Below are 14,668 nucleotides of genomic sequence, written 5' to 3'. Positions count from 1 at the left end.
TCAACAAACACACTCAACCTCAACCGTTACCACACGGTTAAGAACTTATGGCCCCAAGCTTTTTAAGCAGCTTGCGGTTTTCGCGACGGTGTATAAGTTTATACACCATTGCATATATGATTGGCAAAATCAATAACGTAAGAATGGTAGAGGTAACCAATCCACCTATAACCACAATGGCTAAAGGCTTTTGCGTTTCAGAACCAATACCGGTTGATATTGCTGCCGGCATCAAGCCTATAGCAGCCATTAACGCCGTCATCACTACCGGCCTTACCCTTGATATTACACCTTTAAGTATAGCGTCATCAAGGTGCATGCCCTCTTCAATGTTTTTGCGGAACACCGATATCAGTATTACACCATTTTGTATACATACCCCAAACAAGGCAATAAAACCTATACCGGCTGATATACTGAAATTGATACCCGTAATGTGCAGTGCAAGTATGCCCCCTATTAAGGCAAATGGTACATTAAGGATAACCAATATGGCATCTTTAGCATTACCAAACATGCTAAACAGTATAAGGAATATCACCACCAAACAGATAGGAACAACTTGTGACAAGGTTTTTGACGCACGAATTTGATTTTCAAACTCGCCATTCCAAGTAAAGCTGTAACCATGGTCAAGCTTTACCACCTTGCCCACTTTATGCTGTGCTTCGTCAATAGTACTGCCCAAATCGCGGCCACGCACCGAGAATTTAACAGCAATATAACGGCTGTTATTATCACGGAATATGAACGCCGGGCCTGTAATTTGCTTAATTTTTGAAATTTCTTTAATTGCTATCTGCGATCCGTTCAGTGTGGGCACCATCAGGTTTTCAATTTTGGCCTGCGCATCGCGAAACTCTTTTTGATAGCGTATGCGTATATCAAACTTGCGTTCTCCCTCGTAAAGCTCTGACGCGGCTTTACCTCCTATTGCCATTTCAATAACCGAGTTGGCATCGGCAGTAGCCACTCCATAGCGGGCCATTTTCTTTTGGTCAAGTTCAATCCTAAACTCCGGCTGGCCAAGGTTGCGCAATACACCCAAGTCTTCAACACCTTTAATATGTTTAAGCACGCCCATTACCTCATTGGCCTTGTGGTCGAGCACCTCAAAATCGGGCCCGAATATTTTCACTGCCATTGAAGCCGGCACACCTGCAACAGCTTCGGCCACGTTATCAATAATAGGCTGCGAGTAATTGTAGATGATACCCGGAAACTGACTCAGCTTTTTATCCATTTGGGCAATCAACTCCTCCTGGGTGATGTGACGCTTCCATTGTTTTTTTGGCAGCAGGTCAACCTGTATTTGTACGTTAAAAAAGCCTTTGGGGTCGGTACCATCATTGGTGCGGCCTACCTGCGACAGCGTTTGCTTAACCTCCGGAAACTGCATCAGTATATCGCGCATTTTGTTGGTAAGGTTAACTGAGCTTTCAATTGAGGTACTCATAGGCAATTGTGCAGTAACCCAAAGGGCTCCCTCATTTAACTGCGGTAAAAATTCAGTACCTAAAAGTTTGGCCGAGGCAAAAGTTAATGCCATGAAAGCCACCGATACAATAAGGCTAAGCTTTTGATTGCGGAAGGTAAAGTTAAACATACGTCTAACTCCGTTTTCAAAAAAGTTAACCACCGGGTTATGCTTTTCCTTTACATTTTTGCGCAACAATATGCTTGATAGTGCTGGCACCAATGTAAGCGTGAATATGAGTGCTCCCAATAATGCAAAACCTAATGTATAAGCCAGCGGCGAAAACATTTTACCTTCAACCTTTTGAAAGGCAAAAATTGGCACCAAACAGGTAAGGATAATTAATTTGGAAAAGAAGATAGCCTTTCCCATTTCGGCACCAACATTTTTAAACAAACCAAGCTTTGCCAACTTGTTGAAGCGCTGCATACCCACCTCGTGCGCTTTATGGTCGAGCGCTACAAATATACCTTCAACCATTACCACGGCGCCGTCTATAATAATACCAAAATCAACAGCACCCATTGAAAGCAGGTTGGCCGTCATACCTTTTAAGCGCAGGCATATAAAGGCAAACAGTAACGCCAGCGGAATAATAATGGCAACAGTAAGTGTTGTGCGCCAATCGGCCATAAATAAAAACACAATTACGGTTACCAAAACGATACCCTCAACCAGGTTATGTATTACGGTTTCTGTACAAAACTCAATAAGGTTGGTACGATCATAAAAGGTGGAAATTTTAACGTCTTTAGGAAGCACGTTTTCATTCATGTCTGTCACCTTATCACGAATTCTTTCCAATACATCGGCAGGGTTTTCGCCTTTACGCATCACCACAATACCTTCAATAACGTCATCTTTTTTGTCCCTGCCAACCTGGCCTAAACGCGGCAAGCCACCCTCTTTAATATCAGCTACGTTTTTAACCAGTATAGGAACATTGTTTACGTTTTTAATGATGATATTTTCTATCTCGCCAATGTTGTTAATGAGGCCTATACCGCGTACAACAAAGGCCTGATCATTCTTTTCAATAATGTCACCACCTACGTTTATATTACTGCGGTTTACGGCGGTGTAAACATCTAAAGATGTAAGCCCGTATTTGCGAAGCAACAGCGGGTTAACACTTACTTCATACGTTTTTTCTTCGCCACCAAAGCTATTTACGTCGGCAACGCCGGGTATGGCTTTAAACTGGCGGTCTAGAACCCAGTCTTGTATGGCAGTAAGCTCATGTAATGATTTTGTACGGCTCTTAAGCGTATAACGGAAAATTTCACCTGTTGGGCCATACGGCGGTTCAATTTCAGGCTTTACCCCATCAGGTAGTTCCGCATTCATAATACGGCTCATTACCTGCTGTCGGGCAAATGAATCATCTACATCATCATCAAATATGATGCGCACATATGATAAGCCAAAAGATGATGTAGTGCGCAGGTTTGATTTCTTTTGAACGGAATTAAGCACGGTTTCCATGGGTATGGTAACCAGCTTTTCCATTTCTTCGGCACTGTGACCCGGCCACTGCGCTATAATAATTATCTGTGTGTTGGTAACATCAGGAAAAGTCTCGATGGGGGTATTTGTATAGCTCCAAACACCAAGTATAGCCAGCACGCCGGTCATAAAAAACACCATGGCGCGGTGACGTAACGAGAAATATATTATATTTTTAATGAGCTTGTTCATTGTGTATGTTGATTACCGGCAAACTGAAGTTGCCTGCCAATTAATAAAAGGGGAAAATGGCTAACTATTCTTCGGTTAAGGCATTATATAGCAGCAACTGATTTTTGGAGATCACCTTATCGCCTGGCTTTAATCCTGATGACAGGTACGCAACATTGTCAAGCGTTTTAATTACATTAACCTCGCGCACCTGCAAATCACATTTGCTATTATAAACCACCACATAGTTTTTACCGCTATCAAAAATTACAGCATCGTTTGTAATTGACACAGCCTGTGACGCCTCGGCATTGGTGACAAGCACATTGGTAAACATCTCGGGCTTTAATAACCTATCGGGATTGGGAAGTACAATACGTACGTTGAGAACCTTGCTGTCAGGATCAAGCACCGAACCAACATTATCAACCTTGCCGGTAAATTGCTTATCAGGATAAGCCAGCGTGGTAACCTGCGCTGCATAGCCTACCTTAACTTTAGCAATATCAGTTTCAAATACGTTGGCATTTACCCACACATCTTTCATATCTGATATGGTAAACATACTACTGCCGTTATCAGGACGTATGTAATTGCCTGCACTTATGTTTTTTTCAACAATGTAACCGCTACGTGGTGCCTTCACAATCAATGTACCGGCAGCGTTAGTATTACCACCGCCATTAATGGCAATTTGCTCTTGCACCTTACGGTTGGCAGCAATGGCTTTAGTATAATTTTCTTTAGCCTCAGTATAATCTCGCTCACTTGATATACCGTTTTTATAAAGATACTCGGCCTGCTGCAATGCACGCTGGCTGATAGCCAGATCGGCTTTGGCCGAAGTAAGGTCAGAGTAATTGCCGGCAACGTCGGCGCTGCGAATTACAGCAAGTGTTTGGCCTTTGTTAACCTTATCACCTAATGATACGTTTACATTCATTACCTGGCCGCTGGCAAACGGAAATACTTTTACCACGCTGTTTTCGTCGAACGACACCTCTCCGCTAAGCTTCAGCTCGTTTTTCATGGCCGATTCGCGGGCGGTATCAATAGTAATCATGCGGGCAAGTGAATCACTGATGCAAACCTGCTTGTTTTCCATTGTGCCGGTTTTCTTTTCTTCGCAAGCGGTTAAAACGGTGATTGCCGCCATTGCCACGTATATAATTCTTGAGTTCATTGTTGTATGTTTTAAGGATTTCACCGGCGCTTAAAGTGATTTCGATTGTATGATTATTGTGCTGCTATTACTGTAGAACCTACTGCATAATTTAAATCAGCTATGGATCTTTGTAAGTTCATTTGTAGTTGAAGAATTTTAATTTTAGTCTCTTTGTAAGAGTCAAAAAAGTCTATAAACTCTGGCAAACTAATTTGCCGTTGCTGAAAGCTTTTCATCATGGCAGCAAAAATCTGATCGTATTTATCATAGAAATCACTTTCAGTTTTTCCTAAAAGCTGCTGGCTAAGGTTATACTGCTGCACGGCGTTATAAACCTCGTTTTTCACCTGCAATTCGCTGTTTTTTACAACAAACTCCTGGCTTTGAGCGGCCAGTTTAGCCGACTTGATATTGCCCTGATTACGATTAAAAAAAGGTAGCGGGGCACTTATTTGCAGCCCGATTACATTGCGAGTGTAGCTACTGTTTTGGTCAAAACTGGTTCCTATAGTTATATCGGGTTTTGCCAGGGCTTGCTGTAGCTTAAGGTTGCTATTATTTTGATCTAACGTATATTGGTTTACCAAATAATCGGCACGTGAAGTTTTGGCTTGCTCAGCAAGTGCTAAAGGATTAAGTGTAGTACTCTCATGCGGAGGACTTATCAACGGCAGAATGGCCTGATCTTCTTTAACACCCAGTAAAGTTTTCAGCTCGGCCTGTAAATCATTTAACTGGCGCTCATTGTCAACCAGCTCATTCTGAAGGTTAAAAAGTAAAGCTTTCAACCTCACCAAGTCTTTAAGCGATGTATTTCCGGCCTGGTAAGCTTTATCTGTGGCATTAATCAAACCGGTAGCCGATTTAATTTCGGTTGCGTAAACCTTGCGTTGCGCTATCAAATTGGCTGCTTCAGCAAAATCAAGCTGTAAGTTGTAACGCAGGTTACGCAGCAAATCATCAAATGCAGCCTGTTGAATTCTTGTACCGTCTTCGGCTACTTTAATTTGCTTGCCGCGTTTACCCGCAGTTTGTATAAGCTGGGTTAACTGAACAAATACCTGCCCGCTACCATTACGATGATCAAAAAACTTACCTGAGTTATCAACCACATTCTGATCAGTTGACAAAACAGGGTTATCCCACAAACGGGCCTGTTGCACTAATGCCTGCGCGGCGTCAACATTGTATTTTTGAGCAAGCAAGCTCAGGTTATTTTGAAGAAACAGCTTTTCGGCATCTTTAAAGCTTAACCGAAGGCTATCGGTTTGGGCATGAGCCTGCCCGGCAATAAAGGCAATGAGTGGTATAAGCAGGAGCTTTGCTCCTTTTGATATATTGAACATGTTGTTTTGAACTGTTGATAATTCAAAACTATTGTGGCAGAATTAGACGTGCATTAAACGTGCATTAGAATGACATTAGAAAGCAAAAGCAGGATTTTATATTAAATGTAGCCACTTGGCAAGCAACTAATCAGGTACTTTTAACAAAGGTTAAAATGAACGAACTTCCGGATGAACCATCTGATACAACTTTAATTGTGCCATTGCAAAGTTGTATAATTTTACCTGCTATATACAAGCCTATACCACTACCCTGTACATGGTTACGGGTACGCTCGGCACGGTAAAAGGATTTAAAAATCTGGTCAGTATCTTCGGCTTTTATACCGGGGCCTTTATCAGTAATTTCAATTTGGATGGCATCCGGGCGTACATCAAAAGTTACATTCACTGCTGCATCTTTTGAATACTTGAATGCATTATCAATAATGTTATTGAGTGCTATGGCAAGTAATGATTTATTTGCCATAATAATCAGTGAATTTTCATCTTCAGGAAATTCTTTAAACTGCAAAATGAGCTTATCACTTCCCTTCTTTTCAATCCAATACTCATTAAGCTCCCACATCAGCTCATCCATACGTACAGGCTGCAATACCGTTTGAGTATAATTAAAATCAACCTGGGCAAGCTCCATTAAGCTGGTAATGGTAGTTTGCAAGTGCATGGCATCATTGGATATGGATTGTAGTACGCGATTATACTCCTGCGCACTGCGTGCCTTTTCAAGTGCTACGTCGGCCTCGCCCATAATACTGGTTAGCGGCGTACGCAACTCGTGTGATGCATTAGACACAAAACTACGTTGCAGCTCAAAAGCATTTTCCAAACGTTCGAGCAGGTTATTGAAGTTGCTTATCAGTTCGGCTATCTCATCGTTATTTTTAACACCGGCAATACGCAGGTGCAAATTACTTGACCTGATGTGCCGTATTTCGCCTATAATACGTTGTATGGGAGCCAGCGATTTACTGGCAAACCACTGACCTGCAAAGAATAATATAGCACTGAAACCTAAAAAAAGAATAAGGGTTATGCGTGCAAGCATAGTTACCCTGGGGTTAAAATTACGATCAACGGCAGAAGCCAGAATCACAAAATCACCCTGATTATCATGAAAGTAACGGCCTATAACCTGCCTGTTTTCTTCTTCGTATTCAATCTCTCCTTTACGCCTTACTTCTTCAATGGTTGAATCGCGCCAGTATATGCCGTTTGATGATACAAAAGCGGCCTTGTTACCGTCATTATAAACCCGTATAACTTCATTGGGCAGCTTTTCAAGATACTTTTGCTGAACCTGAACCAGTGAATCTGCACCAATCTCATCAGCCTTCAAATACAGTTGCGCCGCAACGTTTACCCTGTCAGACAGGCGCTTGTTAAAATCCGTTTTAAGAAAGCCGAATACGGCAAAGTACAAGGCCAGTAATACCAGCAGCAATGTGCCCGAGCTGATGAGTGTAAAGTATAACGATAGCCTTGTTCTTATCTTCATTATCTATTGCTGAACCTTCATAATATAGCCCATACCTATAACGGTATGAATCAGCTTATTATTGAAACCTTTTTGCACTTTGTTACGCAGGTAATTAACATATACATCAACCATGTTGGTACCGGTATCAAAGTTAAGTCCCCAAACTTTCTCCAGCATATACTCGCGCGAAAGCAGCTTACCGGGGTTGCGCATAAATAATTCTAGTAACGCGTACTCTTTTGCGGTGAGCGTTATTTTTTTGCCGGCTCGTTCGGCAGTTTTATCCCAGGTATCTAGCTTTAAATCGGCAAATGTTAACAGGTGCGTGGTGGTTTCGGCCATGTTGCGCCTGCGTAATAAAGCCTCAATACGGGCAAGCAGTTCGTTGAAATGGAAAGGTTTAATTAAGTAATCATCGGCACCTGCATGCAGCCCGGTTACCTTATCATCAATGGTACCTAAAGCACTTAACATCAATATGGGTACCTGGCTTTGCTTTTGACGAATTTGCTTACAAAGGTCAATACCGTTTATAAGCGGAAGCATTACATCAAGTATAATAAGGTCGTAACTATCTTGCAAAACATTGGTTAAACCGGCAATACCGTCTTTGGCCACATCAACCTGGTAATGATGTTCTTCTAACCCTTTTTTTATAAAAGACGACACCTTGTCTTCGTCTTCAACCAGTAAAATTTTAGCCATGCCCTGCACTTGTTTTAAAGCAAACATACATAAATAGCCCAATTGTTTTAAATGGCTTACACCGCTTCGATGATGCAACGAAAAAAGCCCCGGCACAAAAGTGCCAGGGCTAAGCAGGGTTGCAGGAAAAAACTAAACGCAGAAACTTAACGTTTCCAACCGCCTCCTACAGAACGGTATAAGTTAATGGCTCCAAAAAAGATGTTCTTTTTAGTATGAGCCAGTTCAAGTTCAGCATCAAGCACGTTGCGCTGTGCAGTAATTACTTCAAGGTAATTTGCACGGCCCACCAGGTACAAATCATTGGCTACCGATACGGCATTGTTAAGCGCTTGCACTTCCTGCTGTTTATTGCGATAAGCAGTAGTATAGTTTTCAATACTTTTCATGCTGTTGAGCACTTCCTGGTAACTGTTGAGTACTGTTTTTTGATAGCTGTACAAAGCTTGTTTACCCTCGGCTATAGTACGTTCATAATCTGCCTTTATTTGTTTACGGTTAAATATGGGCGCAGTAACTCCACCCAAAATTCCGTAAGCTAATGAACCCGAATTAAATAATACAGCTGAACGGAACGCATTAAACCCAACATATGGAGATAAGGTAAGCGTTGGAAAGAATGCGGCATGAACGGCTTTGATATCAGCATTCATAGCTCTTAGCTCAAAATCGGCCTGTTGAATATCCGGACGGTTCAATAGCAATTGCGATGGTATACCCGCCTTTAAAACAGAAGGCACTTTGAGGGTATTAATAGATGTATCGCGCGGAATGCTTTTTGAAAAATTACCGGTGAGAAAATTTAGTTGATTTTCCGTTTCGGTAATTTGTTGCTTAGTCATTGCTTCTAAACCTTGCGTACGCTTAAGCTGCGCCAAAAACTGTTGCACTGCCAACTCCGTTGCACGTCCGCCCAGCTTTTGAACCTTGATAATTTCAAGCGCGTTATTTTGCAACTCTATGTTCTTGCGTATTACGCGCAGCTCATTATCTAATGCCAGTAACTGGTAATAGGCAGTAGCAATTTGCGAAGTAAGTAAAGTTGTTACCATTTTATAACCACTACGGCTGGCTAAAAAACGGTTAAATGCTGCTTTTTTTCTACTGCGCAACTTTCCCCATAAATCAAGCTCCCATGAACTTTGGAAACCTAAAAAATACTCAGGGGTAGGGTTAGGTATACGCTGATTGCCATTAATGTTTGGTGATAAATTGGTATCGTAATTACCAACGCCATTGAGCGTGTAATCACCATAACGCTCAACGCCTGCACGGGCGTTTAAATTAACAGCAGGAGCCCAAAGTAACCCATTATATTTCAAGTTTGCGTTGGCAGCTTCAACCCGTTGCAAAGCGGCAAGTATATCGGGGTTTGCACCAAAAGCAGTATCAATTAATTGCAGTAAATAAATATCGGTAAAAAAACTTGATACCGGTAGGGTGGCAATAGTAGTGGTATCGGTTGATCCGTTATAGCTGCCCGGTATTTCATCGGGCAGCGTGGTATCAACCGTTTTTAAAGTGGTGCATGCCGTAAGCAATGCAACAACTACGATGGTAATATATGAATGAACTTTGTATTTAAACATTGTAAAACTAATTAATGATAGGTACTGTTCAACTCGGGTTCCAGCACCACAGGAACAGGTTCTTCTTTCTTTTTGGATTTGCTAAGGCTGGAGAATATGACGTACAATCCCGGAATTAAAATCAAACCGAAAATTGTTCCCATTAACATTCCGCCGGCGGCTGCAGTACCAATTGAACGGTTGCCCATAGCACCTGCACCGCTTGCAATACATAATGGCACCAAACCTGCAATGAAAGCAAACGAAGTCATTAGAATTGGTCTCAACCTTGATACGGCACCCTCAATGGCAGCCTTCAAGACTGTTGCCCCTTCACGCTCTCGCTGCACGGCAAATTCTACAATAAGAATGGCATTTTTACCTAATAAGCCAATAAGCATTACCAGTGCTACCTGCGCATAAATATTGTTTTCCAATCCGGTAATTTTAAGGAAGAAAAATGCTCCCAAGATACCCGTGGGCAGTGATAAGATTACCGCTAGAGGCAGCAACAAGCTTTCGTATTGTGCTGCCAATAGCAGGTAAACAAACACTAAACAAACAATAAAAATGTATATGGCCTGATCGCCCGATAGTATTTGCTCGCGCGTCATACCCGACCATTCAAATGAGTAACCTTTAGGCAGTTTTTCTTTAGCAATACGTTGTATTGCTGCAATAGCATCACCACTACTGTAACCGGGTGCGGCATCTCCCGTAACCATTGCCGAGGTGTACATGTTGTAACGGGTTAACTGCTCCGGACCGTAAACACGCTCCATCCTGATGAAAGTAGAAAACGGCACCATCTCGCCTTTGTCGTTTTTTACATATAGCTGCAGTACATCTTCGGGTTTTGATCTGAATTCCGGCGATGCCTGAACCATAACCTTATACATTTGACCAAAGCGAATAAAATTGGAAGCGTAATAACTACCCATTAATGTTTGCAGCGTGCTCATGGCCTTATCAATGGTGATGCCTTTTTTGGCTGCCATCGGCTGATCGACCGTGATTAAATACTGCGGAAAGTTGGGGTCGAAGCTGGAGAATGCATTATCAATCTCTTTGGAATCATTAAGCGCTTTGATAAAGTCGTTTGATACAGTGGCCGTTTTTTGAAGATCGCCTGTACCACTTTTATCCAGCATTCGTATTTCAAAACCACTGGAGTTACCAAAACCTGGTACGGTAGGCGGCGGAAAAAACTGAATGGTAGCATCGCCCATGTTTTTGGTGCGGCGGCGTAACTCATCTATAATATCCTGTAATGATTCTTCGCGTTCCTCCCAAGGCTTTAAGTTGATCATGGCCATACCATATGAGGCACCGGCAATTTCATTCACCAAACTATAACCCGATAGTGTAGATACCGACTCAATGGCTTTAATATCTTTAGTTTGCCGTTGTATGGCAGCAACAACCTCCTCGGTACGTTCAACGGTTGCACCCGGAGGGGTGGTGATGTTTACGTAAATCATACCCTGATCTTCGGTAGGGATGAAGCCCGTTGGCAGAATTTTACTTAAGCCAAATGTGCCTACAAAGAACACGGCCAGCATAACAAAGGTTACGATACGCCTGCCGGCAATTTTGCTGATGAAGCCCGAATATTTGTTTTGAACGGCATCATACCTTTTGTTAAAGCCTGCAAAAAACTTATCAATAAAGCCTTTTTTAGCACCGTGATTATTTTTAAGCATAATAGCGCATAATGCAGGCGTAAGCGTAACGGCGTTAACACCTGATATAACAATAGCAATAGCCATTGTTAATGAAAACTGCCTGTAAAATACCCCCACCGGACCGCTCATAAACGCAACTGGCACAAACACGGCCGACATTACCAGTGTAATAGCCACAATTGCCCCGCTAATTTCTTTCATGGCGCTTACCGTAGCATCCATAGGGCTCATGTGCTCTTCGTGCATTTTCACATGCACGGCCTCAACCACTACAATGGCATTATCAACCACAATACCAATGGAGAGCACCAGCGCAAAGAGGGTAAGCAGGTTTACCGAGAAGCCCAGCATCTGCATAAAAAACAGCGTACCAATCAAAGCCACAGGTACGGCAAGCGCGGGTATTAATGTTGAGCGGAAATCTTGCAGGAAGATGTACACCACAATAAATACCAATATGAACGCCTCAATAAGTGTGTGCAAAACCTCATCAATAGATGCATCAAGAAAACGTGAAACGTCATAGTTTACATTATACGTCATTCCGCTTGGGAATGAAGTTTCTTTGAGCTCAGCCATACGGGTTTTGATGTTGTGTATAACATCACGTGCGTTTGAGCCCGGGCGCTGCTTAATCATAATGGAAGCTGATGGCCTACCATCAGTATTTGACACCATGCTGTAAGTAAGCGAGCCGAATTCAATATTGGCTACATCTTTAAGAGCTAAAACAGTACCAGATCCATCGGCACGTATCACAATGTTTTCATACTGCTTAGGCTCGAAAAATTTACCGGGGTAACGCAGTACATATTGCAGCATTTGCGGCGACTTATCAGAGCTTTGACCGGTTTTACCAGGCGCAGCTTCAACGTTTTGCGCGCGAATGGCTTCTATCACTTCATCAGTTGACACCTTATAGGCCATCATGCGGTCGGGGTTTAACCATACACGCATGGAGTACTCCTTTGCACCCATAATTTCGGCACGGCCCACACCATCAATACGTTTAAGCTCTTGCAGCACGTTGATGTCGGTAAAGTTATAAATGAACTTTTCATCCATTGCCTTATCATCACTCATGATGTTGAGGTACATAAGCATACTGTTCACCTCCTTTTCGGTGGTAACACCTGCTTTAATTACCTCTTCGGGCATCTCATCTATAATAGTGGCAACACGGTTTTGAACGTTTACGGCAGCCTGATCGGGGTCGGTGCCTACGTTGAAGTAAATTTGTATAACGGTTAAACCATCATTACTACAAACCGACGACATGTAAGTCATGCCCGGCACACCATTAATGGCACGCTCAAGTGGTGTAGCTACGGCCTTGGCACATACCTCGGCGTTAGCGCCCACGTAGTTGGCAGTAACCGTAACCGACGGCGGAACAATATCAGGGAACTGGGTTACCGGCAATGTAAGCAAAGCCAATACGCCCAATAAGGTTATTATTAGTGAAATTACAAGCGACAGGATAGGCCGCTTAATAAAAGTTTCAAACATTACGTTAAGATTTATATCAGAAAACAGCCATTGCATACCTCATACGGAGTGTATACACAGCAACTCAGAATAAAATGGAAAGCTCGCTTATTTTACAGCCAACATAGGAGCCTCTTTCATCATGTTAGGCTTTATTACCATACCATCGCGGGCGTTTTGCGCACCCTCAAACAGTATTTTATCGCCTGCTTTAAGTCCGTCTTTTACAACATAAAATTGCGAAAAACGGGTAAGTGGCGTAAAGCTGGTCATGTGGAGTTTATTGTTGTTATCCACTTTGTATACGTAGCTCTTATCCTGTACCTCAAAAACAGACTTTTGCGGAATCATAACTGCGTTATCCATTTCGGTGGTGATATAAATTTTACCGCTTGCACCATGGCGCAATAACTTATGCGGATTTGGGAATTTTGCACGTAATGCTATTGAACCGGTAGTTTGCTCAATCTCGCCCTCAATAGTTTCAATCTGGCCTATGTGAGTGTAAGTACTACCGTCAGACAGTTTGAGCTTTACTTTACCGTCACCCTGCTCTTCGCCGCTATTGCGGGAGCGTTGGTATTTAAGGTATTCATTCTCAGGGAAGCTGAAATAAGCGTATATAGAGCTTAAGTCTGATATACTGGTTAATAAAGTTCCCTCATCAATTAAACTGCCGCCTTTTAGCGGTATACGGTCAATAATACCATCAAATGGTGCCCTGATAATGGTGTAGGCGATATGATTTTGAGCACTTTGTACATTGGTACGCGCTTCATCAATGGTGGCCTGATCGGCTTTTAGTTTTGATTGGGCAACCTCAAGTTCGGTTGCTGCAAGCACTTTTTTGTTAACAAGCATTTTAACGCGGTCAACTTCAAGCCTCGAGGCAACAGCATCGGCCTCTGCATTGCTTAAAGCAGCTTTGGCGCGGGCAAGTGATACCCGGTATTCTTCGTCATTAAGCTTAAACAGCACCTGGCCTTTGTGTACCGGCATGCCCTCGTCAACATATATTTTTTCAAGAAAACCGCGCAAACGCGATCTGAGCTCAACATTTTTGAGTGCCTGTATATCGGCAACGTAAGCAGTTTGCAGGGTTGTGTCTTTGGCTTTAATGGTTAGTACAGGTAGTTCAAGCGTGTCTTGCGCTTCGGTATTTTGCTTGTTTGAAGAACAGCCGGCAGCTACCGATAAAATAACGGCAGCAGCAATCCAGCTATATAAATATTTAACGGAAATCATGGATCTGAGTGTATTCTAAAATGTATTAAACGCATGTGCCAGCGTGGTAACAGAAGGCACGGCCGGTTAAACCAGCTTGTAGTTAACGTTAAAAAAGAATACGAAATCAGAATGGGGATAGCCGGAACAGAAAGTTGTAGTAAGCAGGCAATTTGGCCATGCCTATAAAACTTTTATTCACTGTATGCAGTACAGTAATTCTTACTGTTTCAAAAGGCAGGTAAAATGCGGTAGTGGGAACAAATACACGGTCGTTTGCCGAGCGGTTGCGTACGTAACGACGCTGATATTTGATTTTATGCGCTTTTTGTGCCGGAGAGTCATCATCATTGGTAACACTTTCAAGCAGGCAATCGGCCCAACTGTTAACGTTAACGTATGATTCCTCGCCGTTATCGGCTATATGGCCATGAATAAAACTATCGGCCGGGTTACCCGAGTGCAAAAACGTGACTGAATTAATCAGCCAAACCGATAAAATTATATGTAACCAATTTTTAAGCATCGCTCAATTACAAAATTACAAAAATCAGGTTCATAAATTTAATATTTCAGCAACAAAAATGATACATACACTCAAATACATGCAAAAAAAAAATATGTTACAACATGCATTTTTTTGTTTTAACCTTCAAGATAAGTAGCTTACTATAAACAATTTATATGCCGTATTGTGATATGACTTTATTAATTGCCTACAGTGACAACTTTGCTGCAATACATTATTAATCCCTAATTATTAAATATAAACATGTTGCAACTTACTTTATGAAAGTGAATTCTTATTAGTTTTTAATTGAATGCTTATATGTTTGTTGATGAGCCTGTAAGC

The 14,668-nt window shown here is 42.2% G+C and carries 9 protein-coding genes; all 9 read right to left on the bottom strand.

Annotated features, from left to right (window positions below; translation table 11 throughout):
• Positions 1-37 precede the first annotated feature (37 nt).
• Positions 38-3,175 (bottom strand): CusA/CzcA family heavy metal efflux RND transporter, encoded by a 3,138-nt coding sequence (locus QZ407_RS02115; protein WP_295767409.1) that lies wholly within the window; start codon positions 3,173-3,175, stop codon positions 38-40.
• A 64-nt stretch (positions 3,176-3,239) separates the two neighbouring features.
• Entirely contained in the window at positions 3,240-4,337 is a 1,098-nt protein-coding gene (locus QZ407_RS02110; RefSeq protein ID WP_295767408.1) for an efflux RND transporter periplasmic adaptor subunit, read from the bottom strand.
• A gap of 53 nt (positions 4,338-4,390) precedes the next feature.
• The gene (locus QZ407_RS02105; protein ID WP_295767407.1) at positions 4,391-5,665 is read right to left on the bottom strand and encodes a TolC family protein; all 1,275 of its coding nucleotides are present in this window, start codon (positions 5,663-5,665) and stop codon (positions 4,391-4,393) included.
• A gap of 130 nt (positions 5,666-5,795) precedes the next feature.
• Positions 5,796-7,163 (bottom strand): ATP-binding protein, encoded by a 1,368-nt coding sequence (locus tag QZ407_RS02100; RefSeq protein WP_295767406.1) that lies wholly within the window; start codon positions 7,161-7,163, stop codon positions 5,796-5,798.
• Positions 7,164-7,166: 3 nt separating this feature from the next.
• On the bottom strand, positions 7,167-7,850 hold the full coding sequence (locus QZ407_RS02095) for a response regulator transcription factor (RefSeq protein ID WP_295767405.1): 684 nt from the start codon (positions 7,848-7,850) through the stop codon (positions 7,167-7,169).
• A 146-nt stretch (positions 7,851-7,996) separates the two neighbouring features.
• Positions 7,997-9,439, bottom strand: coding sequence for a TolC family protein (locus tag QZ407_RS02090; RefSeq protein ID WP_295767404.1), 1,443 nt, complete (start codon positions 9,437-9,439; stop codon positions 7,997-7,999).
• Between the two features lie 11 nt (positions 9,440-9,450).
• A complete protein-coding gene (locus QZ407_RS02085) occupies positions 9,451-12,612 on the bottom strand; it encodes an efflux RND transporter permease subunit (RefSeq protein ID WP_295767403.1) in 3,162 nt (1,053 codons plus the stop codon).
• A gap of 87 nt (positions 12,613-12,699) precedes the next feature.
• Positions 12,700-13,836 (bottom strand): efflux RND transporter periplasmic adaptor subunit, encoded by a 1,137-nt coding sequence (locus QZ407_RS02080; protein ID WP_295767402.1) that lies wholly within the window; start codon positions 13,834-13,836, stop codon positions 12,700-12,702.
• 106 nt (positions 13,837-13,942) lie between these two features.
• Entirely contained in the window at positions 13,943-14,341 is a 399-nt protein-coding gene (locus QZ407_RS02075) for a hypothetical protein (protein WP_295767401.1), read from the bottom strand.
• Between the last annotated feature and the right edge of the window lie 327 nt (positions 14,342-14,668).

The organism is uncultured Mucilaginibacter sp. (assembly GCF_913773635.1).
Lineage (GTDB): Bacteria > Bacteroidota > Bacteroidia > Sphingobacteriales > Sphingobacteriaceae > Mucilaginibacter.
This window is presented reverse-complemented; position numbering and strand designations above follow the sequence as displayed.

Coding starts and splice junctions, on each gene's coding strand:
- QZ407_RS02075 (WP_295767401.1), bottom strand. CDS start 14,341: ATGCTTAAAAATTGGTTACATATAATTTTATCGGTTTGGCTGATTAAT.
- QZ407_RS02105 (WP_295767407.1), bottom strand. CDS start 5,665: ATGTTCAATATATCAAAAGGAGCAAAGCTCCTGCTTATACCACTCATT.
- QZ407_RS02095 (WP_295767405.1), bottom strand. CDS start 7,850: ATGGCTAAAATTTTACTGGTTGAAGACGAAGACAAGGTGTCGTCTTTT.
- QZ407_RS02085 (WP_295767403.1), bottom strand. CDS start 12,612: ATGTTTGAAACTTTTATTAAGCGGCCTATCCTGTCGCTTGTAATTTCA.
- QZ407_RS02090 (WP_295767404.1), bottom strand. CDS start 9,439: ATGTTTAAATACAAAGTTCATTCATATATTACCATCGTAGTTGTTGCA.
- QZ407_RS02110 (WP_295767408.1), bottom strand. CDS start 4,337: ATGAACTCAAGAATTATATACGTGGCAATGGCGGCAATCACCGTTTTA.
- QZ407_RS02080 (WP_295767402.1), bottom strand. CDS start 13,836: ATGATTTCCGTTAAATATTTATATAGCTGGATTGCTGCTGCCGTTATT.
- QZ407_RS02100 (WP_295767406.1), bottom strand. CDS start 7,163: ATGAAGATAAGAACAAGGCTATCGTTATACTTTACACTCATCAGCTCG.
- QZ407_RS02115 (WP_295767409.1), bottom strand. CDS start 3,175: ATGAACAAGCTCATTAAAAATATAATATATTTCTCGTTACGTCACCGC.